We start from the raw sequence: 18660 nt of genomic DNA, 5'->3' as shown, positions 1-18660 counted from the left end.
GTCACCACTTCGCGCCGTCGGCGCCGAGCTGGGTCAGGTCGCGGCCGGCCGGTCCCTCGATGCCCTGGGCGCCGCGCTCGCCGTCCTTGCCATCGCGCCCGTCACGGCCGCGCTTCACGGCGAGCCGCCAATCCTCGCCTTCGCCGGGCCGCGCAGACGTCTCGCGACGCGCGATCCAGAGCGACCCGCCCCACGAAACGGCGTCGCCCGCTTCATAGGCCTCGTCGGCCTTGAACACGCCGCGGTCGATGACGACCGGAAGGCAGAAGGCGAACTCTTTCACGATTTCGCCGCGCTGGAAGCGAATAATGAAGCCGCGCTCGCCATCCTGCTCGACGGTCAGATCGTCGAAGCCGAGGCCGTCGATGCCGTCTTTCCCGTCGATCCCATCGCGCCCAGCGCTACCGTCGGCGCCATTGAGGCCACGAGCACCTTCCTTCCCGTCCACACCATCGCGGCCGACCACCTGACCGAGCTCACGAACAGTGCCGTCGGTCATCGTCAGCAGCAGATTGCCGGATCGATCGATCACGGCGCCGGCTGCTCCGACGCCGTCCTTGCCGGGCGTTCCGTCCGAACCGGGCGCACCATCTTTGCCGTCCTCCCCGTCGCCGCCATCGCGGCCGTCCGATCCGGGCAACCCGTCCTTGCCGGCCGGTCCGGGCGGCCCGTCTTGGCCATCGCGGCCAGGCGCACCGTCCATGCCGTCGACTCCTGGCACGCCGTCTGCCCCGTCTCTGCCCGGATCTCCCGGCGCCGGCGCGCGCTGCTCAAGTTCGAGAATCCGCGCATTCAACGGCGCGATCGCCTTGGCGACGGCTTCGCGAACGATGCCCGCCATAACGTCGGCAAGGGCCTCCGGATCAAGCATCCACGGTCTCCCGGAGGGTTTTCTCGCGAAGCGCCACGGCAAAGCGCGCGATCAGGCCAGCTGCCTCTTTCGCCGCGGCATCCGCCTGCGGCTCCGGTGGCGGCGTCTGCGCAGGCGGTGGCGTGGGCTTGCTGGTCGCAAACGGGTCATCCGATCCGTCGCGCTTCGCCAGCGCCTCGATCGAATAGTTCTGCTGCTGGAGATATACCGCATCGCCGCCGGCGACGGGCGGCTGATTGAGCTTCTTCCGGCCCTCGTTCGGCTTCAGCAATCCACCCTTCACCGCGTCCGAATAGGTCTTCACCTGGGTTGCGGTGTCCATCCGGAGCAGGTCGTCGAGGTCGAACTCGGTGCCGTAACTGCCGGGCAACGCGAGCCCTTCGTCGAGGCACAGCTCGATTTTCTCGATCAGGATCTGGAGGCACTGCGAATAATATTGCTGATCGAGCGCTTCGACATTGTTGTTCAGCGGCGCAGCGCCGACGCCCACCTTGTACGCAGGCACCTTGAAGCAGCTGCAAACGGTCTCGGCGGTCCATTTCAGCTGTTCGATCAGCTGGGAGTCCGACGCGGTGATCGTCAGCTGCTCGAACTTCAGCCCGTCGCCCGCGACCGCGATCTTGCCGGCATTCTCGCCGGAATAATTTTCGGTGAAATCGCGCTTGAGCCGGTCCGCGGTTGCCTGATCGATCGTGCTCGGCGCGGTGAGGATGCCGCCGGGGTTGGAGTTGTTCTCGAAGAACTTGGCCGAATTGGCCTGGATGCGCAGACCCTGCGTCGCGGCGAGCCCGCATGCATGGATCGGCGAGATGCCGACGAGCGGGTGATAGAGCGCATTCATCCGATCGTGGATGATCTCGCTCGCCGGAACGGTGATCTGGTTTTCCGGCAGGCCGGACAGGTCGTCCCGGCTAAGCTGATAATAGACATCGCCGTTGGGCGCGACGAGCGGCTTCACCCGGCGTGGGTCGAGCACGTATAGGCCGACCACGACGTTCCGGTTATCGCGCTCCTTCAGCACGTAGGTGTTGCCGCTGACGAGCTTGGAGATGACCCAATGCTCGAAAAACTCGATGCGGTTCTGGAAATGATTGGGCTTCGTCAGCACAGGCGAGAAGGCGGGCGTGGTCGTCTCGTTCCAGATGCCGTCGCCATCTTGTTGGACCAGGCGCATCCGCATCTTGGCGATGTCCGACGCGATCAGCGTCATGCACGCGTAGACCGCGCTGAAGGTCAGCACGCTCTCGACCCGCACCTCGACCCCGCGCTGCCACGCGCCGGCAAACGGCTCGCGCGCGACGCTGAACCAGCCGCGGCGCGTGTCGATCGGAGCCAGGGCAGTTGGGCCGGCTGCCTTCTCGCGGGTGACGGTCAGGCCGAACAGGCGCACCCGTCAGTCCTCGGCGCGCATGTCGCGGCGGAGATATTCGCCGCTTGCGGCCGATGGGTCGTCCTGCGGCTTGGCGGCGCGCGGCTTGGCCTTGGCCTTGGCGGGCGCGTCGTGCGCATTGCCGAGGGCACGGTGAACGCGGGCGTGGCCGGAGGTCAAAGCCTCGAACGGCTCATCCGGCTGAAGCAGCTTCCCGCGATAGCGAAAGGCCTTCAGCGCGATCATATCGGGCATGGCGGCCCTCCTGTAAGAAAAGGCCGGGCGCGAACGCCCGGCCTTCCAGATCAGCTCGCGACGTACTTGGCGCCGGAGATGTAGGCGACGGCCTGGGCACGGCGGCGCATCCAGTTGATGTACCGCTCCGCACGCAGTGCCACGAGGTTGTTCTGCCAGAGGCTGGTCAGAACGGTCGCGGCGGTGGCGGGGTTGTCCGGCGCCGAGTTCATCTGCAGCGACGCCTCGGTGCTGGCGTCGAGCTCCACCGCACCATCGTCCGCGAGCAGGATATCCGAGGCCTTCGCCAGGATGATCTGATCGCCGGCGACGGTCGGCGGCGCGGCGCCGCCATTGACGACCGACTGCGGCACGTTCGTCGACACGATGACAGGCAGGCCCATCCACTTGCCGCCGTTCATGTTGATGTCCGGATACTCGAACTGGCCGAGCGCATTGGTCATCAGGCCGATCGACATCGCCATGGTCGGCGTCATGATCCACACCGCGTCGGCGAGCGAGAGGTTCGCGGCGATGAACAGGCCGAACAGGATCTGCACGTCGTGCTTCAGCGCGGCCTGGTCGGTGCCGGAGGCGGTGATGTAGGTCGCGCCGTTCGTGATCGACGCCGGCGACACATTCGCAACCGCGGCGATGCTCGGATCGACGAACTGAGCGTCGAGGAACTGCGCCATGGTGTTGATCAGGTCGGTGCGGACGAGATCCTCGGCCGACGGGTTCGACAAGCGCACCAGTTCGTCGCTCATGACGACGATGCCGGCCGCCTTGGCCCAGCCGAGCTGGATCATGTCGAACGCGAGCGACCCGACCGGCTTCGGTGCACCTTCACCGACCCAACCAACGGAGGCGCCCGCGGTCTGGCGCGGGATCTTCACGTTGAACGGCACGTGACGGAGGCCGACAATCTTGCCGATGATGGTCGCCGGGCGGAGCAGCTCGACGAACTCGCTGGCCATCGTCTGATACTGGACGAGCGGCGCCGCCCAGGTGTTGCCCGTGGTCGTGCCGGCGGCGACCGCCGCGCGCAGGACGGTTTCCACCTCGGGCGTGCTGTCGTGCCAGCCCTTGGCGATCTCGGCGGCCTGCATCAGGTTGCCCTTCGACCGCATGAGCGCCGTGGCGTAGCGGGTGAAGGCGGTGCCCTTCGGCAGGTTCGTGCCCTTGACCTCGAGACGAACGCCCGCGCGCGCGGCCGAGGCCTGCTCGCCATTCTCGCCGACGACGGCGGTGGCGGCGGCGACGTTGTGCTTCTCGAGCGACTTCAGGCGCTTGATGTGGCCGTCGATCTGCTCGATGTCCTGCTCGAGGCCGTCATATTCGTCCTGCTCGGCCTGATCGAGGGTCGTGCCGTCGGTGGCGGCCTTGCCCATGATCTCGGTCATGCGGGTGACGGTGGAGGTGCGTCGCGCCTCGAAGGCGGCGATCTGTTCGGCAATGGTCTTCATGCTCGGATCCTCTTGATGGAGCGAATGACGAAAGGAGCCCCATCGCGGGCCGGCGCGTTCAGCCGGACGACCCGAGCAGAGTTGCCAATCGCGGCAAGCTCGGGCGGCGGCAGAATTTCGGGGTCGGGGATGCCCGCTTCGCGGCGAAGTAGACGGTCGGCCGACTTGATCGTGGTGATGGCGCAGTCGGCGTTCGCCGGGATCGTGACGGCGGAAAGCTCCAGCCACTCCCACTCGTCGAACTCGTAACCGCCGTCTTTCAGCAGAGAATATTTGATCGGGGCAAAGCCGATCGACACCGCCCGGACAAGGCCAAGCTTGATGCTCTGCCATGCTTCGTCGAGCCGGTTCTTCAGCGTGCCGGGATCGTCGAGCGAGGCGATGCGCGCGCTGAAGGGGATGCCGGACTCGGTCGGCTTCGCGAACTCAACCGTGCCGATTGGCTGGCTATGGTCGTGCTGCCAGAGCAGCGGCATCGGCAACTTGAACTTCGCGCCGAGCGGATTGACGACGTCGCCCATGCGATCGGCCTTGGGCGTCGAGGCGACGCCGCTCATCACGCGATCGCCGTCCGAGACGCTCTTCACGTCGAGGATGGAATAGGCACGGTTCATTGGGTGGCCCTTTCGGGGTCAGGCGAAGAACATCTGGAACTTGGCACCAGGAGCCGGTGGGGCGGCGAGCATGACGCCGACCGCCATACAAAGGGCGATAGCGGCGTCGATCTTGTTGGCGGCGCGCTCCTTGGCGAGCCAATAATTGCCCCAACGGTCTTCGTCGGTGACGGCCGACATCATCGCGGACACCAGCACGGGGTTGCGGCGCAGCCGTATCCGCCGCTCGAACAGCAGCATCTCCAGCCCCTTGACCGAGGCTGGCATCCAGAGCCCCTCCGGCTCCTTCTTCGCGCGCTTCGCCGCGGCAGTCATCGTGTCGGTCGGCTTGCCCTTCTTGGTGCCGCCCTGCGGGTGCTCGACCTGCTCGATCGAGACGCCGAGCGCGTTGAGTTCGGGCTCGAAGAAAGACCGATAGGCGTAGCGGTCATAGGCAAGCGCCATGACCTTGAAGCGGTGCGCGTCCTCGGCAACCGCCTGGGCGATATGCCCGTAGGGGATGCTCTCCCCTTTCGGCGCCTGCAGGAAGCCTTGCTTGGCCCAGAGCTCGTAGGGCTGCTTATCCTTGACGGCGCGCGCCGCCAGCGTGTCGCCGGGCGACCAGGCCTCAATCCATGCATCGTAGGTCGGAGCCACCACTTTGTAGGGTTGGCCGCGGTCGTCGACACGTTCGATCTCGATCTCGCCCGTCTGGACGATGCACGCTTTCGCGGTGATGTCGCGCGTCTGCGAAAGGTCGAGCCCGAGCGCGATCTCCTTGCCCTCGTGTTCGGCCGGGTCGAAGTCGGCGAGCGCGGGCTCCAGTGTCGCGCGGGTCATCCACGCCGTCTCGGCATCGGTCCACACGCAGAAGTGCAGCCGCAGGATGCCGTTCAGCTTGCCCGGCATGTCCTTCGCCTGCTTCACGACGCCGGCGAGATATTCCTCGGTGATCGTGACGCCGAGCAGCGGGTTCGCCTTCGGCCAGCAGCTGGGATCGTTCAGCGGGTCGTCGCCGGGGTCCAGCCCGCAGACGTACGAGAATGTCGTGTCGTCGATCGGCTCGCCGATATAAGCCGGATCGTCGTCTTTCGCCTCGCGATGCCGGCAGCGACCTTGATGGCGTGCTCGTGCTCTTCCCAGCAGATCGAATTGCGGTTCGATCCGCTGTTGGTGATCATGAAGAGGAGCGGCTGGCGGCGGAATTTAAAGCCGCGCTCCAGCATTTCCATGATCGTGCGATCGGGATGCTCGTGGACCTCGTCGCAGAGCGCGAAATGGGGGCGAGGGCCTGACCCCGTCTTGCCGGCCTCGCGGCTGATCGGCTTGAACCATGACGCCTGCGGCAGGAACGCGAGGTTATATTCGCGTCCCGGTCCGCCGCTTTTCTTGATCCGCGCCGCAAGGGCCGGCGACTTGTCGACCATCTTCACGGCGTCGCGGAAGAGGATGTCGGCCTGATCTTTGCGCGCCGCAGCCGCATAGATCTGCGCACCAGCCTCGTTGTCGGCCATCATGCCATAGAGGCCGATGCCACCGGCGATCGGCGACTTACCGTTCCCTTTGCCCTCCTCGATGTAGGCGCGGCGGAAGCGGCGGGAGCCGTCAGCGCGGAGCCAGCCGAACAGCGACCCGATCTTGAACGCCTGGCTCTCGTGCAGGCTGAACGGCCGACCCTCGAACTGCCCCTCGCTTAGCTTCAGCCGCGTTTCGAAGAACCGCATCACGCGATCCGCCGCCTCGACGCTGAACGTCAGTCCTCGCTCATGTCCATGGACCAGATCGTCCAGGTGCCGCTGGCAGGCATTGCGAACGTGGGGACCGGCTACGATCTTTCCGGCGATGACGGCGCGCGCGTAGGCGGTGGTGCGATCAGTGGTAGCCGAAGAACTCGTCTTCTTCCTTTTCGTCGTCATCCGGCATCGCTACCTTGCTCCTGTCGGTGGGCGATGCGCCGAGCTTGCTCAGCACCGACTGGTACATGTTGAGCTTGGCGACGCCGACATCTTCGCCATCGAGGATCAGGCCGCGCACCATCGAGGCAAGTTCCAGCATCGCCTCGTCGGCGTTGCTCAGCCACGGCATCCGGCGGACGAACATGGCCCATGCACGCTTCGCGGCCGGCGATAGGTGGTCCGGTGCCCTGCCGACCGTCTTGACCTTCGGATTGGCGCGATCCTTGAAGCGCCCCGGACTGCGCGCGGCGGCGCCGGTTACCTTCGCAATCTGGCCGGGGAGGCGCGGCTTCGCCATTTTGACCCCTGTATTTTCAATCGTGAATGCGCGCGTTTTTGACAGGCGTGGTGTCCGGGCCCGGATCGGCCGAAATATCGTCACTCCCCCCCGGGGGGTGTGTTGCACGGGCGCTACACCCGGGCCACTGGCCACCCCTCCGCGTCAGTCGCGATCGTCGCGCGATGGTTGAACTGCTCCGCGGTCACCTCGTCGTGACAGGGCTTGCACAGGCACCGGATGTTGTCGTCGTCGTCGCTGCCGCCGAGGGCGAGCGGCTTGATGTGGTCCGGCACGGTCGACGCGGTGATGATCCCGCGTTCCTTGCACCGTCGGCAGAGCGGCTCGGCCTCAAGGCGACGTCGGCGCTGGGCCATACCGGCCCGGCCGCGTAGACGCTCAACCATCAGCCTTCAGGGGAAGGCAACGAGCGATGCGACACGGCGTTCGGTCCCGCGGATGGTCGCCCATGCGATAGCAGTCACCCAGACGGCGGCATGTGCATGCTCGAACGTCCAGGCTGTCGCGCCGGGCGCTTGGCATGCTCACCGCTTCCAGCCGCGCATCTCGCGCACCAGGTCCGGCTTCTCTCGGCTGAACCGCTCGGGATCGCTGTTGCTGTAGAACATGCGCGACAGGCGCTCCGTCGCGTTGTCGACCTGGGCGACCGAGATGCACACACTTGATGGCCGCATCATAACCGCTCCGCATTATGCGCAATGCGCCGGCTTAGGTGGTTGAGAGACACGAAGGATTTACGTCTGATGGCCTATGACCCGCCGCTCTGGAGTATTCAGTATGCGTATATTGCACGAACGGCACGACGAGCTCATTGATCTCGCCGAGAGTTTTGCCGAGCTACTCGAGCGAAGCGTCGCGCCCACGGCTCACGAACTCGGTTTGAAACGCATGACTTTGTCGATAGCCGTTAGGCATTATCTCGTTGAAGAGCACCGCTGTATCATCGCTCCACTGACCACAGTCGGTTCAGCTGAAGCGAAAGAGCTAATAGCTGTTTTTCTCCGGCAAACTGAAGATCTCCGGAGGGGATATTCTAAACATATTAGCGAATGGCCGGCTGCTCGCGTGCAAGACCGATGGGACGAATATAGAGCAGCATCAGGGCGGTTGATCGGAGAAATGAGGCGCGTGGCTCAGTCAAAACGAGAGGTGCTTTTCAGGCGATCTTCGGCGATCATCAATCAAAACTCTGAACGGAGAGTGGCATAGGTTTCGCGATACCGCGAAGCTCAGTCACTTGCAGGACGTGCCGTCGGTGGTCGGGCACGGCGCATTCTCCACCACGTTCGCCGGGTTGGGATCGAAGGTGGACGTGGTCGCACAGGCGGCCAGTAGGAGCGCAGCCGACAGGGCCGCGAGACGCAGGGCGTTCGACATGGTGTGTTCCTTCGGCTGTGGTGGTGGAGCGGCCAGCCGGGATCGAACCGGCGTCATCAGCTTGGAAGACTGAGGCCCTACCGCTGGACGATGGCCGCGTTGAACTTCGATAGGCAACCCTTCGCAGTACGACCGACGCACCATCGTGCGCCGGTTCGGATCGTGGCGGCGGGTTTGCCGTCTTATGGCTGCGGCAGCCGTCCAGTCCCACAAGCGGCTTAGGCCGCGATCCCCGAAGGTTCCCTCTTCGTTACATCATCTGTTCTCAGCAGCCAAGTGGCGATTTTCATCTCGAAGGGCTTGCCGAACAAGGTCAGCGCGACGCGCGCGTGCTTGCCGTCACAGTCCTGCACGATGCCGATCAGGCCACCAAAGGCTTGGTGTTCGACACGGACGTGAGCGCCGCGCGGGTAGATATAGCGCTGCGACCGCTTCTGCTTATGGGCGGCGCGCTCTTCAGCGCGGCGAAGCTCGTTCAGGTCCGCGGCTGCGATCAGCGGCACGCGACCCGCGTAGCGGAACAGGGAGAACCGCGGGTGCTGGCTGAACGGCGCGGCGATGATCGTGACCAAGTCGGGAACGCTCTCAGCCTTGGCGAAGACGAAGGATGGGGCGATCGCAACGGTGCAATCTTCTTCCGCCTTGCGTGCCCGGTGAATGCGGCGGCGCTGGGTCTCACGCGGCGTCCAGACCTCAAACCCGGCAGCAGCAAGGCTTTCGGCAAGCGGAAGGGTGCGCGCTGCGGAAGTGCGCAGGATGCACCACTTATCATCACCGACTGCAGTCATCGTGCCCACCCATAGAACGTAACAGAAACAGCGATGTTCGTCATGCCGCCTTCGCGTCGAGCCGCTCTAACAGGATCTGCTGTCGCGTGGCGCCGATCAGCCACGCCAGCGGCGGCTGGCCGTGCTTGTCGATCATCCTTCGCGCGAGCGCGGTATAGTCGTCGGCACGGACACCGACGTCGCGCCGCGCTCGGAAGCGGTTCGCGATAGCCTTCGCGATGATGAGGTGGCCCTGATCGCGTAGCGAATGCTTGGGTGCCACCGAGGCCATAACCTCTTGCGGGATATCTTTCGTTTCCTCCGCGGCTTCGGCATTCGCGACAGCCCTCGCTGCGGCGTCGCGCGATAGCCCTATCTCCATGTAATCAGCGACGGTCGGCATCCGCGCGGGGCCTCGCGGCGCGCGAGGCTCCGCGCGATCCGCGCGCAGATTGAACTCGTCAATGATCGCGGTCGCTTCCTCGGGGCGAATGAACGGGTCGCCGGCTGGTGGCTCGGGCCGATCGGCGGCGATGCGCTCGAGCGTCGCGAGCCTACCCAGATCGGCTTTGCGTCGTTCCCACGCGCCGCCTATCTCAGCGAAGATTGCCGCGATGATCTTCGACGGGTGGTCAACCTTCCTGCGGGCGGCCATGCAGCCTCGCTCGAGCAGGTCGGCGGGGATGCCGCGCAGCGTCTCTGCCGCCGTTGCGAGCCATGCCGTCGCGTCGTCCTGGCTCATGCCCGCCGGCGCCACCAGCGTCAGCGTCGGCGAGACCAGCCGGCGGAAGTCGCCGACGAGAGCTGGCGCAAGCTGAGCGCGCGCTTCGCCGATCGCGGTTGGCAGCATGCCGGCCAGCGCAGGGTTTAGCCACCGGCTGCATTCGACGGCGTCATCCTCGGTCCATGCCACCGAAGACGAAATCCGACGCAGCGCCAATGCGCCCTCCGGGGTGGCTACCGCCCGCCCTGCTGCCGTGGTGAGATCGTTGGCCATTTCCGTTCCGCCTGCTGTTCCGTGCCCAGTTCCGCCAAGTCGCTGCCCAATCGAGCTTCACGCCGTCCTTCCCGGGCTTGGCGCGCCAATGGTCGCAGAAGCTGTCGCCCTCGCTTTCCGCATCGGTGCGGGACCAGCTGCGCTCCGACATCGCCCAGGCCAGCCAATCCTCCGGAACCGCGAAATCATCCGGAAGCCGAGTCCCCTTGCGTGCACGCGTGGTGGTCGCGGGGGTGTGGGTGGGGGCGGGGTTGGTTTGGGGGTTTGGGGGAAAGGAAGGGGAGGGGGCGGGAGAGGGGGTGTCGGTGACGCCAACCGTCACCGACGCGTCACCAGCGTCACAAGTGACGTGCTGTGACGGCGCGTGACGCTCGCGCCACCGTCGGGTGCGCAGCGCACCAGGCTTCGGAGCCTGCGCTGCGGCGATTTCCGCTTCGGCGCGCGCCGCCAGCATCGCAACCTCGGCGACCAACGCCGCCGGAGTTCCCGCTTCGATCAAACGTGCGATCAGGTCGGCGCTCATGACCAAGCCTTTCGTCGAAATTTCTCTTGAAATTTCGCGGCTTGCACAACGGTTAGGAAACCGGCGGACCTTATAACGGCTGCAGCCCGAGAGGAATCACATGAAGCACCCGAGCGGTTTAGAGCGCAGCAAGTCGTCGCCAATAGCGGTGGGATTGATCGAAATGTGGGCTGTTCTTTGGGCAGCTCGCGCTGCGCGGCGGCGCGCGAATGCGAGCGAGAATAAACACCGCTGTAGCTTGTGCCGCGCGCCAGCTCCGGTCGGCGAGATACTATGCGACTGGTGCTTCGTCGAACGGAGCTAAATCGAGTTCCGGTCGGCATCAGAAGCCGGTCTGTTCGATGATAATGGGATCGCGCGAGAGGTCATGTCGTTTTGAGCGGGCGCCGCGCATGCTGCGATCGCTATGCGACGGCCGGCGGGCGCGGCGCGTAGCCAGCGCCCGATCGAGGCGTGCTGCCATCGCCTCCTTACGGAAGGGATCAAGCGCTGACCGGCGCATCAGCCGAGCCCGAGCGCGGCTTTGTACGTATCGAGCAGCGCCTCGGCCTCGTCGCGGGCGTGCTTCTCCATCTTCCGCAGGCGGATGATGGCGCGCATGGTCTTCGTGTCGTAGCCCTGCGACTTGGCCTCGCCGTAGACGTCGCGGACGTCCTCGGCCATTCCCTTCTTCTCGTCCTCGAGACGTTCGATTCTTTCGATGAATTGGCGCAGCTGTTCAGCCGCTACGGTGTCGGACATCAGATCAGCTCCATTTGTGGATCGGGATTGGCGGCGATCCAGTGCGCCCGGCGTTTGTTCGCATCGTTGAGCGCCAGCACCGCTTCGGAGTGCTCCAGCTGAGCTGCAGCCACACGATCGTCCGCACGCAGCACCCGGCGCTCACAGAAGCCGACCAGCTCGTTCAGCTGGACGAGTTTCGGGTGCGGCTCAGCCTCGTCGATCATCACACCCGCATAGGCATGAGGATGCCGGTCCAAGCGGTGTCCGCCGGGTTCTTGATCAAGGCGGGCGCTGCAGCATCGCTCGTGTTGATTACAAACTCGCCTGGGCCAGCCGCCTCGATCATGTTGAGCAGATATTCGCCGTTGAAGCCGACCTCGAAGCCCGCATGCTTATGGTCGCAGGCGACGCGGAAGGTGCTGTCGATGCCGGTGTCGACAAAGTGCGAATCGATCTTTGCGCCTTCCGTGTCGAAGACGATCTTGACCGCTCTCGCCCTTCCCGATCCGGCGCTAACCGCCTCGACAGCGCGGCGAAGCTCTGCCGCCTGGAATAGGAAGGACTTGCCCGGGTCGGTGGGAACGACCCGCTTATAATCGGGGAAAGTGCCATCGATCAGCTTGGTCGCGACCGAGACTGCAACGTTGCCGACGCGCAGGCTCACACGAGCTCGTGTCGGGCTGCCGGTCTTCTCAGGCGCGGTTGAAGTCTCCCGGTTGGGCTTGTTCGTCGTGCCGACCGCTAATCCAATGCCGCTGTCGCTGGCGGCGGGCTTGCCCGCCATGCCGAGAAGCAGCCGGATCGTCTTCCTCGGCAGAATGATGCCTGCCAGCGAGCCGGCGGCATCCGGCAGCTCCAGATCGTAGAAACATAGCCGGTGGCCGTCGGTGGCGACAGCGCGGTAGGTCGTCCCCTCGACGTGATGCAGATAGACGCCGTTCAAATAATAACGGGTCTCTTCCGTCGAGACCGCGCCCGCGACGCGAGAGAGGGCGCGCAACTGCTCGTGGCTGAGCGACGCCGTGAAAGTCTCGGCCGCCATGGCGGCCGCATCACCGGGGAAATCGTCAGCCGGCAGCGAATTGCCGACCTTCAAAGCCAGCGCCCCAGAAGTGATGCCCACCTTGCCGTCTGCGGAGGTGATGCTCACCGTCTGGTCGCCGCCGGCATTGACCGCCTTCGACACGCTCAGAGCTTGGGGCAGAATGAACTCGCGCTTGGGGCCGCCGCCATGCTCGACCTTGGCCGTCAGCATGATGTCGAGGTCCGTGCCCGAGACCTCAAAGCTTCCGTTCGCGCGGCAGTGGAGCATCGACAGGATCGGGATTGTGGAGCGCGCCTCCAGCACCCTCGAGGCTATGGCTATGACGTCGCGAAAATCTCGCGACGCGATCAGAATCGATGCGTCAGGCATTCTGTGGTCCTTCCGTTGGTGAGAGGTGAGGCTGCAGCCAGCGCACGCGCGTTTCGCGATCGTGCGGGCGGGTCCAGACGATCCAGCAGAAGTCGGTCGTGCCGCCGCGGAAGGCTTTTTCGCCCAGCTCGGCGATCAGGTGTCCGGGGGGCATGCTCGGGCGTTTCGACAGGATCAGGACGTCGCTGGGCGGGAACTCGGTGAAGAGCGCGTGGCGCGCCTTGCTCGCGAGAAACGACAGCTGCTGGAGGATGGCCACGCGCCGATCAGCGAGCGCAAGGGCACGGCGTGCGATGACCTCGGCGTCCTTGAACGGCGGGTTGGTGACGATCGCGACGCGCTGGCCCGGCTGGACGGCGGCGGGCGTCCCGAACTGCGTCGCGTCCCACGCGCCGGCAAAGTGCTTGGCGCCGCGGTCGATGATGTCGGTGGGGATGATGAACCGGCCGCGCGCGGCGAACACGTCAGTGATGTTCCCGCCGCCCGCGCAGGGATCCCAAATCGAATGATCGTCGAAGTCGACCGCGTCCGCCAACTGCTCGACGCACCAGCGCGGCTCGACATACCAGTCGTTAGCGGCTCGCTCGTAATCGCTCGAGCGGAAGTTGCGGGAGGCGTTGCCGGCGCTCATGCCGCGCGCCGCCAGCCCTTGGCCTCGGCCAGGGCGATCATGTCGGCGATGGGGATATGACCCTTGCCGCCGACGTAATAGCGACCGCGGCCATCGTCGGGCACGCTCTGGCGCTCCTTCGGCGGCAGGATCTCGGATTTGTAGACGACCGGGCCGAGGTTCTGGAGATATCGGGCGGCGCGGGCTGCGAGCGACATATCGATCGTCGATGGCGCGGCCTTTGGTCCGCGGTAGAACGGTGTCCTGCCGGGATTCGGCCGCACGCCCGAGACGGCAAGCCAGCGATCGACCGTGTTCACGCTGACATCGAATTGATTGGCCAACTGAGCCCGGGTCATGCCGGCAGCCACGCTCGCAAAGTCGTCAGGCGCCGGCAGCCCAAGCGCGGTGCCGCGCAGCGGGAGCTTCGCAGTTATGATGCCCGTCTCGTTCGACCAGCTTCGCACGACCTGCTCGCGGCGGCCGTAATGGCGGGCGAAAGCGGTGAAGTTGAGCTTGGCGGCCATGACCGCGAGGTCAGCAGGGATGGCGTTGCGCGGCGCGCGCCGACGAGCGGGCTTGATTCCCTTCCGCCAGCGGACCTCGACCTCGCGCGAAATCCCATAGTGCGCGCGAATATCTTCACGGGTCAGCCGCGCCGCCATCTCGGCGAAGTCGGCCGGCGGATCCTTGCGCTTATTGCCCCAGAACTTCGGACGCAGGTCGTCCGCCGTGGAAGCGCATGCTCCCACGCCCGTCGTGTCGGTCATCTTCGTCATCCCTCTGCCGGGTCAGGGCCGGCGATGTTAAAACCTCAGTCGGTGCCGACCGCCTTTAGCGGAGCGGGCACGGTGCCGTCGTGCAGCGTGGCCAGGCGGCGCCGGAGCGCCATCAGGCCGCTGATGACCTCGTCGAGGATCGCGCCGCCGATGCCCTTGAGCTCGTCATCGTCGACGATCCCGTCGTCGAGCAGCGCGAGCGAGAGCAGGTGCGCGAGGTGCAGCAGCTTCGAGAGCCGCTCGTTGTCCGACATGTCCGCCGCGTCGAGCGGGCCGATCTGCTTGCCGATCATTGCCAGCACACGCGCGCCGAGGCGGCCGTTCCATTCGCGGAGGCCGAGCAGGAATGCCGAGACGGGCATCTCGCTGACTGCCTTGGAATAGTCGGCGGCACGGTCGTCGCTTTTGCCGAGCACCCGGCCGACGTCCTTCCAGCTCAGCTTGTCCTCTTCGCGGATGCGCGCGAGATCCTCGCCGATCGTTTCGAGGGCGTCAGAAACGGAGAACGACCGGCGCGTGCCGTGGATTTGCGGCGCGGTCATCGGGCATTGCTCCCGGCATGATGGTTCGGAACGAGATGACGAACGGGGCAGCCGACACGCTCGCAGGAGCGCGCGGCCGGATGCGTCATGTCGCAGGAGCAGCCCGGACAGCGGGCCAGGCGAGGGTGCACGCCGCGCATATGTCCAGTACCCGCGGCGCGCTGGAGCTTGGGCAAGGGGGCGTCGGCTGCTCCAATGGGGATGACCGGCAGGAAGGACGCGACGTTGCCGTCGGGGTCACGACCGAAGCCGGTGGGAATGGGGGAAACGGCAGAGGTCATCGGGCCTCCCGCGTCGATGCAACGCGTGCTATCTCAGCAACATGGCGGGCGAACTCGACGACATCCGGGCACGGGTGGACTGTCCCAAGTGCGGGACGGCCATCAACGTGGCGTACAAGCAGATCAGGCTGCACAAAGCAGCCGCGTGCAAGTGCGGAGCCCTCATCGTCCTTAAGGACGACACCCCGCTTGGGGCGGTCCAGCGGCTTATCAATGAAGCCAACCCGCCGCGCTCGGACAACGACGCTTAGCATCTATGCCGCCTCCTGCTGGGCGGGGAGCAGGAGGTCGGCTTCCGCAACGTCGCCGCGAGTCGCCGCGCTGATCTTCACGGCCAGCGCTAGAGATGGCTGGCGCTGGCCATATGCGATCTTGCGAATCGTGTTGGTGGCCTCGTCGATCTTGGCGGCGAAAGCCGCCACCGAGATTTGACGGGACTTGAGATGATCGAGAAGCGTCATGGAGCTTGATATGCCCCATGTGGGCACATCGGGCAATCGAAAATTGTGCCCTATACGTCCTCTATTCGGTTATGCCCGTGGCGGGCACAAGCGCGTTGTGGCAAGCGAGAATAACATTGCGGCGCTTCGCAAGGCGGCTGGGTTGTCGCAGACCCAACTCGCGGAGAAGATCGGCACCACTCTGAACATGCTCGGCAAGCTCGAGCGCGGCGGCCGCGATCTCAATTCGAAGTGGATCGGCAAAATCGCGGAAGCGCTCCACGTCGAGCAGCGTGATCTGCTCGCGGGGCCGACTAGCGACGCCCGGCCGCCCGCCAGCAAGGGGCCGGTAGTGGATGACGATTCCGAGATCGGAATGGTCGGCGTCCAGAACATCGATTTGCCGTGGGGCCTCGGCGCTACGTTCACCGATCAGGCCGTGCAGGTCGACGTGCTCCAGTTTCCCAAAGTGTGGATGGAGGCGATCTCGCCGACGCCGGCGGGGCTGCTCACCTGGGCGCGCGCTCGCGGCGATTCGATGGGGCCGACGATCGACGACGGAGACCTGATTCTGCTCGACCGCTCCAAGCGCCGCGTCGACGAGCAGGATGCGCTCTGGGCCTTCACCGTCGGCGACACCGCTTCGATTAAGCGGCTGAGGGTGAAGGGCGATCGGTTCGTGATCCTGTCGGACAACCCATCAGTGCCGGTCGACGAGGAGCCGATCGACTTCGTGAACATCGTCGGGCGGGTGGTGTTCGTGGGAAAAAGGAAGTGATCGCTGCCGGACGGTGCCATTAGCGTGCCGCATCGATACGGTGGAGCGTGGACCGAGTTAAAGCTCGATGTAGTCGAGGGCTATCTGCGATATTACACCGACGTTCTTAAGGCGGCTCCAAGCAAAGAGCGCCCATTTAAACTCTGGTACGTTGACGCCTTTGCCGGAAGCGGAAGCCGAACGACCGAGATAATCACCGGTGGGATTTTCGAGAACAGGCCTGCGAGCGTCGAAGAAGTGGAACTGGCCGGCTCGGCCCGCCGCGCGCTCAACGTCGAACCGCCCTTTCACAAGCTGGTGTTCATCGAGGGTGACGCCGGGCGCTTCGCCGACTTGGATCAACTAAGAATCGAGTATCCCGACCGCGACATCGAATGCCTGCATGGGGAAGCGAACAAGACCTTGAAGGCCATGTTTCAGGCGCCTCCATGGTCCAAGCAGCCGGGCGGCCGAGGGGGGCATAGAGCAGTCGTCTTCTTAGATCCGTACGGAATGAGCGTTCAATGGGATACGCTCGAGGAGTTGGCGAAAAGCGGGTCTGCAGACGTTTGGTATCTGTTCCCGGTCGAGGGAATCAACCGCCAACTATCGGATCGCCTGGAAAAGGTTGATAGGGCCAAGCAGCTAAAACTAGACGAGATTTTCGGCACGAAAGAATGGCGCGGAGACCTGTATAAGGAGGTGAGTTCCCCCGGCTTATTTGAAGAGGAAATTCGGTGGTCTGTTAAGACCATCACCAAATCGCAGGTCGAAACTTATGGTCTAAGGCAGTTCGGAAAGATATTCCGATACGTCGCACCGCCTACCCGGCTTTCCGCAAAGGGCCGAGGCCACGTCTTTTCGCTGATTTGCCTCAGCAACAGCGAAAGCAATGCTGCAATCGGTCTCATCAGCAAAGGGGTGGCATGGCTGCGAAAGAGCTTTGGCTAAGCCGCGGCAGGCGCAGGCATCTCATCGAATGTCCGCCCTCGAAACAATCGGCCCGCAGCCTTCTTATTGCGGCCGCCCCATTGCTTGAAGAAGAATGCTGTCCCGGTATCGCGACAGAGTTCTTCGATCTCCTCAACCCATTCTTCCGGCATGGCGCGAGATCGAGGCCCACTTTCGCCTCCAACAATCGCCCAATCTATTCCATCTAAATCTGCCTCAGCTACGCTGCCTATCAGAGGCTCGAACGAGATGAAGCGGACCGCCGCAGGCGTTGCCCGGAGATCGTCAATGCGATGGAGGACGGCGGCGTCTTCCACGCTAGTCCCGATCCAAACGTTTGGCAGCGGAGTGAATTCCGGCCCTGAGAGCACGACGCGCATCCGCTCCGGTCGTTTCGTTAGGATTTGGTAGGTGTGCTTCGGGGTGGCTCGCATCACGGCCCAGACCTTCGCGATGAAGGCAGTCGGCACCTCGTCATGAAACAGATCGGACATACTGTTGACGAATACGATGCGCGGAGCACGCCAGGCGAAAGGAGCGGCAAGCGCCTTCTCGTCTGTGATTACCTTGCCGGTCCAGACGTATCGATCGCCTGTCTTTCTTGTCAGTCCTTGGTACTTTGCCGTGCCCATCGCCTCAAGCCTAGCGGCCATCCGCATGGCATAGCAATTAGTGCAACCGGCGGTAGCGATCGTGCAACCCGCGACGGGGTTCCAAGTCACGTCGGTCCACTCGATTGACGTCTCGGCCATATTCAATAATATCCAGAACGAATCGGCAACGCCAGCCTTCAACCGTGTCTTGCTTAGCAAATGGGATGAACGGAGGGCGATGCCCATTGCCGCTCTATCGCTCGCCGTCGTGGGCGCAGCGCATTCGAACAAGAAGGGCGCGCCGACGCGCGCCTTCGCCATCCAGCTTTGTCGCCCCGGCGATACGGTCGAACTGGTGCCCGAGCCCAAGAACCCCGCCGACCCGCACGCCGTCATGGTCCTCAACCGAGAGGGTATGCAGATGGGCTATCTTACCGCTGAGCGTGCGCCATGGATCGGCGGCATGCTGGGGCAGGGGCGCGAGATCCGCGCGGTGTTTCAGGAGCCGACCAGCTACGGAGCCGTGATCCGCGTCGCGTTCGATGGCGAGGAGCCGGCGCTACCGGCGCCGCGCGAGCGAGAGACGGCGAATCGAGAGGTCGACTTCTACCCAGACGAGATATATCCCGACGAATGATGGTGCCCAATAGGGGCACATTTTGCGCTTGACGCAATATGCCCAGACAGGGCACATAAGCCCCATCAGCCGGTGAGCCGCAAGCGCAGACCCGGCCTCTTCGATGGGGTCTCGCCGTGGCATCTGCTGCCGACATCGCTGAACTTGACCGGCTAGGGCCGGTGCTCTGCCGCCTTGGTGGTCAGCGCGTGAGCCTGGAATACCAGCGGGGTCGCTCCGGCGATTTCTACTCGGTGAGCTGGAAGGACATCGACGGCCGCTACTTCTCGGGCACCGGTGATACGCCCGGCCAGGCTTATGCCGTTGCCCTGCGCTGGGACGCGGTACGCGCCGCCGGTGGGGTCCACGTCGATGCGTGAGACCCGGCTCATTCCCGCGACGCGCGTCATCCGGCTGCGCCCGATCGTCCTCTGGGCGCTTGTCCTCTGGCTTCCCCTGTTGGGGTTTTTCCTCGCGATCCTGTGGGTGACGCCGTGACCGACG

General features: G+C 64.6%; 28 protein-coding genes and 1 tRNA gene. 5 read left to right on the top strand and 24 right to left on the bottom strand.

Annotated elements, in window-relative coordinates; all coding sequences use genetic code 11:
• Position 1 precedes the first annotated feature (1 nt).
• The 23 genes from K8P63_RS15030 to K8P63_RS14925 all read right to left on the bottom strand — a co-directional run bounded on the left by K8P63_RS15030 (position 2) and on the right by K8P63_RS14925 (position 15260).
• Positions 2 to 913, bottom strand: a complete 912-nt coding sequence (locus K8P63_RS15030; RefSeq protein WP_223796828.1) for a collagen-like protein — start codon at positions 911 to 913, stop codon at positions 2 to 4.
• Positions 864 to 2261 (bottom strand): phage portal protein, encoded by a 1398-nt coding sequence (locus K8P63_RS15025; RefSeq protein ID WP_223796827.1) that lies wholly within the window; start codon positions 2259 to 2261, stop codon positions 864 to 866. Before K8P63_RS15025 ends, K8P63_RS15030 begins: the two co-directional genes overlap by 50 nt.
• A gap of 3 nt (positions 2262 to 2264) precedes the next feature.
• Complete coding sequence (locus K8P63_RS15020) at positions 2265 to 2495, bottom strand: hypothetical protein (protein ID WP_223796826.1); 231 nt, start codon at positions 2493 to 2495, stop codon at positions 2265 to 2267.
• Between the two features lie 50 nt (positions 2496 to 2545).
• Positions 2546 to 3940 (bottom strand): phage major capsid protein, encoded by a 1395-nt coding sequence (locus tag K8P63_RS15015; protein ID WP_223796825.1) that lies wholly within the window; start codon positions 3938 to 3940, stop codon positions 2546 to 2548.
• A complete protein-coding gene (locus K8P63_RS15010; protein ID WP_223796824.1) occupies positions 3937 to 4554 on the bottom strand; it encodes an HK97 family phage prohead protease in 618 nt (205 codons plus the stop codon). The genes K8P63_RS15015 and K8P63_RS15010 overlap by 4 nt, the downstream gene beginning before the upstream one ends.
• An 18-nt stretch (positions 4555 to 4572) precedes the next feature.
• Entirely contained in the window at positions 4573 to 5538 is a 966-nt protein-coding gene (locus K8P63_RS20815) for a phage terminase family protein (protein WP_263282732.1), read from the bottom strand.
• A complete protein-coding gene (locus tag K8P63_RS20810; RefSeq protein WP_263282643.1) occupies positions 5535 to 6257 on the bottom strand; it encodes a phage terminase family protein in 723 nt (240 codons plus the stop codon). Before K8P63_RS20810 ends, K8P63_RS20815 begins: the two co-directional genes overlap by 4 nt.
• Positions 6258 to 6405: 148 nt before the next feature.
• Complete coding sequence (locus K8P63_RS15000; RefSeq protein WP_223796823.1) at positions 6406 to 6870, bottom strand: hypothetical protein; 465 nt, start codon at positions 6868 to 6870, stop codon at positions 6406 to 6408.
• 29 nt (positions 6871 to 6899) lie between these two features.
• Positions 6900 to 7142 (bottom strand): HNH endonuclease signature motif containing protein, encoded by a 243-nt coding sequence (locus K8P63_RS14995; RefSeq protein ID WP_223799841.1) that lies wholly within the window; start codon positions 7140 to 7142, stop codon positions 6900 to 6902.
• Between the two features lie 168 nt (positions 7143 to 7310).
• Positions 7311 to 7460: a hypothetical protein gene (locus K8P63_RS14990; protein WP_223796822.1), complete on the bottom strand. Its 150-nt coding sequence runs from the start codon at positions 7458 to 7460 to the stop codon at positions 7311 to 7313.
• Between the two features lie 559 nt (positions 7461 to 8019).
• Positions 8020 to 8163, bottom strand: coding sequence for a hypothetical protein (locus K8P63_RS14985; protein WP_223796821.1), 144 nt, complete (start codon positions 8161 to 8163; stop codon positions 8020 to 8022).
• A 24-nt stretch (positions 8164 to 8187) separates the two neighbouring features.
• Positions 8188 to 8261, bottom strand: a tRNA-Gly gene (locus K8P63_RS14980).
• Positions 8262 to 8381: 120 nt separating this feature from the next.
• Positions 8382 to 8951: a transcription termination/antitermination protein NusG gene (gene nusG / locus K8P63_RS14975; RefSeq protein WP_223796820.1), complete on the bottom strand. Its 570-nt coding sequence runs from the start codon at positions 8949 to 8951 to the stop codon at positions 8382 to 8384.
• Positions 8952 to 8991: 40 nt separating this feature from the next.
• A complete protein-coding gene (locus K8P63_RS14970; RefSeq protein ID WP_223796819.1) occupies positions 8992 to 9927 on the bottom strand; it encodes a hypothetical protein in 936 nt (311 codons plus the stop codon).
• A complete protein-coding gene (locus K8P63_RS14965) occupies positions 9824 to 10450 on the bottom strand; it encodes a hypothetical protein (protein WP_223796818.1) in 627 nt (208 codons plus the stop codon). Before K8P63_RS14965 ends, K8P63_RS14970 begins: the two co-directional genes overlap by 104 nt.
• Before the next feature lie 322 nt (positions 10451 to 10772).
• Entirely contained in the window at positions 10773 to 10913 is a 141-nt protein-coding gene (locus tag K8P63_RS14960; RefSeq protein ID WP_223796817.1) for a hypothetical protein, read from the bottom strand.
• Between the two features lie 38 nt (positions 10914 to 10951).
• Entirely contained in the window at positions 10952 to 11191 is a 240-nt protein-coding gene (locus tag K8P63_RS14955) for a DUF2312 domain-containing protein (RefSeq protein ID WP_223796816.1), read from the bottom strand.
• Positions 11191 to 11397 carry a hypothetical protein gene (locus K8P63_RS14950; RefSeq protein WP_223796815.1) on the bottom strand — a complete coding sequence of 69 codons (207 nt, stop codon included), beginning with the start codon at positions 11395 to 11397 and terminating at the stop codon, positions 11191 to 11193. Before K8P63_RS14950 ends, K8P63_RS14955 begins: the two co-directional genes overlap by 1 nt.
• Entirely contained in the window at positions 11397 to 12587 is a 1191-nt protein-coding gene (locus tag K8P63_RS14945; RefSeq protein ID WP_223796814.1) for a DNA polymerase III subunit beta, read from the bottom strand. Before K8P63_RS14945 ends, K8P63_RS14950 begins: the two co-directional genes overlap by 1 nt.
• Entirely contained in the window at positions 12580 to 13218 is a 639-nt protein-coding gene (locus K8P63_RS14940) for a hypothetical protein (RefSeq protein WP_223796813.1), read from the bottom strand. Before K8P63_RS14940 ends, K8P63_RS14945 begins: the two co-directional genes overlap by 8 nt.
• Positions 13215 to 13862, bottom strand: coding sequence for a hypothetical protein (locus K8P63_RS14935; protein WP_223796812.1), 648 nt, complete (start codon positions 13860 to 13862; stop codon positions 13215 to 13217). The genes K8P63_RS14940 and K8P63_RS14935 overlap by 4 nt, the downstream gene beginning before the upstream one ends.
• A gap of 149 nt (positions 13863 to 14011) precedes the next feature.
• Positions 14012 to 14518 carry a hypothetical protein gene (locus K8P63_RS14930; protein WP_223796811.1) on the bottom strand — a complete coding sequence of 169 codons (507 nt, stop codon included), beginning with the start codon at positions 14516 to 14518 and terminating at the stop codon, positions 14012 to 14014.
• Between the two features lie 535 nt (positions 14519 to 15053).
• Positions 15054 to 15260 carry a helix-turn-helix domain-containing protein gene (locus K8P63_RS14925; RefSeq protein WP_223796810.1) on the bottom strand — a complete coding sequence of 69 codons (207 nt, stop codon included), beginning with the start codon at positions 15258 to 15260 and terminating at the stop codon, positions 15054 to 15056.
• On the opposite strand from K8P63_RS14925, the gene K8P63_RS14920 reads away from it, so the two are divergent.
• Positions 15259 to 16017 (top strand): XRE family transcriptional regulator, encoded by a 759-nt coding sequence (locus tag K8P63_RS14920; RefSeq protein WP_223796809.1) that lies wholly within the window; start codon positions 15259 to 15261, stop codon positions 16015 to 16017. The two genes, K8P63_RS14925 and K8P63_RS14920, sit on opposite strands and share 2 nt — an antisense overlap.
• A 24-nt stretch (positions 16018 to 16041) precedes the next feature.
• A complete protein-coding gene (tcmP, locus tag K8P63_RS14915) occupies positions 16042 to 16947 on the top strand; it encodes a three-Cys-motif partner protein TcmP (RefSeq protein WP_223796808.1) in 906 nt (301 codons plus the stop codon).
• Here tcmP and K8P63_RS14910 read toward each other — a convergent pair.
• Positions 16944 to 17786 (bottom strand): DUF5131 family protein, encoded by an 843-nt coding sequence (locus K8P63_RS14910; protein ID WP_223796807.1) that lies wholly within the window; start codon positions 17784 to 17786, stop codon positions 16944 to 16946. The two genes, tcmP and K8P63_RS14910, sit on opposite strands and share 4 nt — an antisense overlap.
• On the opposite strand from K8P63_RS14910, the gene K8P63_RS14905 reads away from it, so the two are divergent.
• From K8P63_RS14905 to K8P63_RS20805, 3 genes are all read left to right on the top strand, one after another.
• Positions 17779 to 18177, top strand: a complete 399-nt coding sequence (locus tag K8P63_RS14905; protein WP_223796806.1) for an HIRAN domain-containing protein — start codon at positions 17779 to 17781, stop codon at positions 18175 to 18177. The genes K8P63_RS14910 and K8P63_RS14905 overlap by 8 nt on opposite strands.
• A gap of 188 nt (positions 18178 to 18365) precedes the next feature.
• Entirely contained in the window at positions 18366 to 18536 is a 171-nt protein-coding gene (locus K8P63_RS14900; protein WP_223796805.1) for a hypothetical protein, read from the top strand.
• Complete coding sequence (locus tag K8P63_RS20805; protein WP_263282642.1) at positions 18529 to 18654, top strand: hypothetical protein; 126 nt, start codon at positions 18529 to 18531, stop codon at positions 18652 to 18654. The genes K8P63_RS14900 and K8P63_RS20805 overlap by 8 nt, the downstream gene beginning before the upstream one ends.
• The last annotated feature ends 6 nt before the right edge of the window (positions 18655 to 18660 follow it).

The organism is Sphingomonas nostoxanthinifaciens (assembly GCF_019930585.1).
GTDB lineage: Bacteria > Pseudomonadota > Alphaproteobacteria > Sphingomonadales > Sphingomonadaceae > Sphingomonas_I > Sphingomonas_I nostoxanthinifaciens.
This window is presented reverse-complemented; position numbering and strand designations above follow the sequence as displayed.

Coding starts and splice junctions, on each gene's coding strand:
- K8P63_RS15020 (WP_223796826.1), bottom strand. CDS start 2,495: ATGCCCGATATGATCGCGCTGAAGGCCTTTCGCTATCGCGGGAAGCTG.
- K8P63_RS15015 (WP_223796825.1), bottom strand. CDS start 3,940: ATGAAGACCATTGCCGAACAGATCGCCGCCTTCGAGGCGCGACGCACC.
- K8P63_RS15010 (WP_223796824.1), bottom strand. CDS start 4,554: ATGAACCGTGCCTATTCCATCCTCGACGTGAAGAGCGTCTCGGACGGC.
- K8P63_RS20810 (WP_263282643.1), bottom strand. CDS start 6,257: ATGCGGTTCTTCGAAACGCGGCTGAAGCTAAGCGAGGGGCAGTTCGAG.
- K8P63_RS14995 (WP_223799841.1), bottom strand. CDS start 7,142: ATGGCCCAGCGCCGACGTCGCCTTGAGGCCGAGCCGCTCTGCCGACGG.
- K8P63_RS14990 (WP_223796822.1), bottom strand. CDS start 7,460: ATGCGGCCATCAAGTGTGTGCATCTCGGTCGCCCAGGTCGACAACGCG.
- K8P63_RS14985 (WP_223796821.1), bottom strand. CDS start 8,163: ATGTCGAACGCCCTGCGTCTCGCGGCCCTGTCGGCTGCGCTCCTACTG.
- nusG (WP_223796820.1), bottom strand. CDS start 8,951: ATGACTGCAGTCGGTGATGATAAGTGGTGCATCCTGCGCACTTCCGCA.
- K8P63_RS14970 (WP_223796819.1), bottom strand. CDS start 9,927: ATGGCCAACGATCTCACCACGGCAGCAGGGCGGGCGGTAGCCACCCCG.
- K8P63_RS14965 (WP_223796818.1), bottom strand. CDS start 10,450: ATGAGCGCCGACCTGATCGCACGTTTGATCGAAGCGGGAACTCCGGCG.
- K8P63_RS14960 (WP_223796817.1), bottom strand. CDS start 10,913: ATGGCAGCACGCCTCGATCGGGCGCTGGCTACGCGCCGCGCCCGCCGG.
- K8P63_RS14955 (WP_223796816.1), bottom strand. CDS start 11,191: ATGTCCGACACCGTAGCGGCTGAACAGCTGCGCCAATTCATCGAAAGA.
- K8P63_RS14950 (WP_223796815.1), bottom strand. CDS start 11,397: ATGATCGACGAGGCTGAGCCGCACCCGAAACTCGTCCAGCTGAACGAG.
- K8P63_RS14945 (WP_223796814.1), bottom strand. CDS start 12,587: ATGCCTGACGCATCGATTCTGATCGCGTCGCGAGATTTTCGCGACGTC.
- K8P63_RS14940 (WP_223796813.1), bottom strand. CDS start 13,218: ATGAGCGCCGGCAACGCCTCCCGCAACTTCCGCTCGAGCGATTACGAG.
- K8P63_RS14935 (WP_223796812.1), bottom strand. CDS start 13,862: ATGGCGGCGCGGCTGACCCGTGAAGATATTCGCGCGCACTATGGGATT.
- K8P63_RS14930 (WP_223796811.1), bottom strand. CDS start 14,518: ATGACCGCGCCGCAAATCCACGGCACGCGCCGGTCGTTCTCCGTTTCT.
- K8P63_RS14920 (WP_223796809.1), top strand. CDS start 15,259: ATGGAGCTTGATATGCCCCATGTGGGCACATCGGGCAATCGAAAATTG.
- K8P63_RS14925 (WP_223796810.1), bottom strand. CDS start 15,260: ATGACGCTTCTCGATCATCTCAAGTCCCGTCAAATCTCGGTGGCGGCT.
- K8P63_RS14905 (WP_223796806.1), top strand. CDS start 17,779: ATGCCCATTGCCGCTCTATCGCTCGCCGTCGTGGGCGCAGCGCATTCG.
- K8P63_RS14910 (WP_223796807.1), bottom strand. CDS start 17,786: ATGGGCATCGCCCTCCGTTCATCCCATTTGCTAAGCAAGACACGGTTG.
- K8P63_RS20805 (WP_263282642.1), top strand. CDS start 18,529: ATGCGTGAGACCCGGCTCATTCCCGCGACGCGCGTCATCCGGCTGCGC.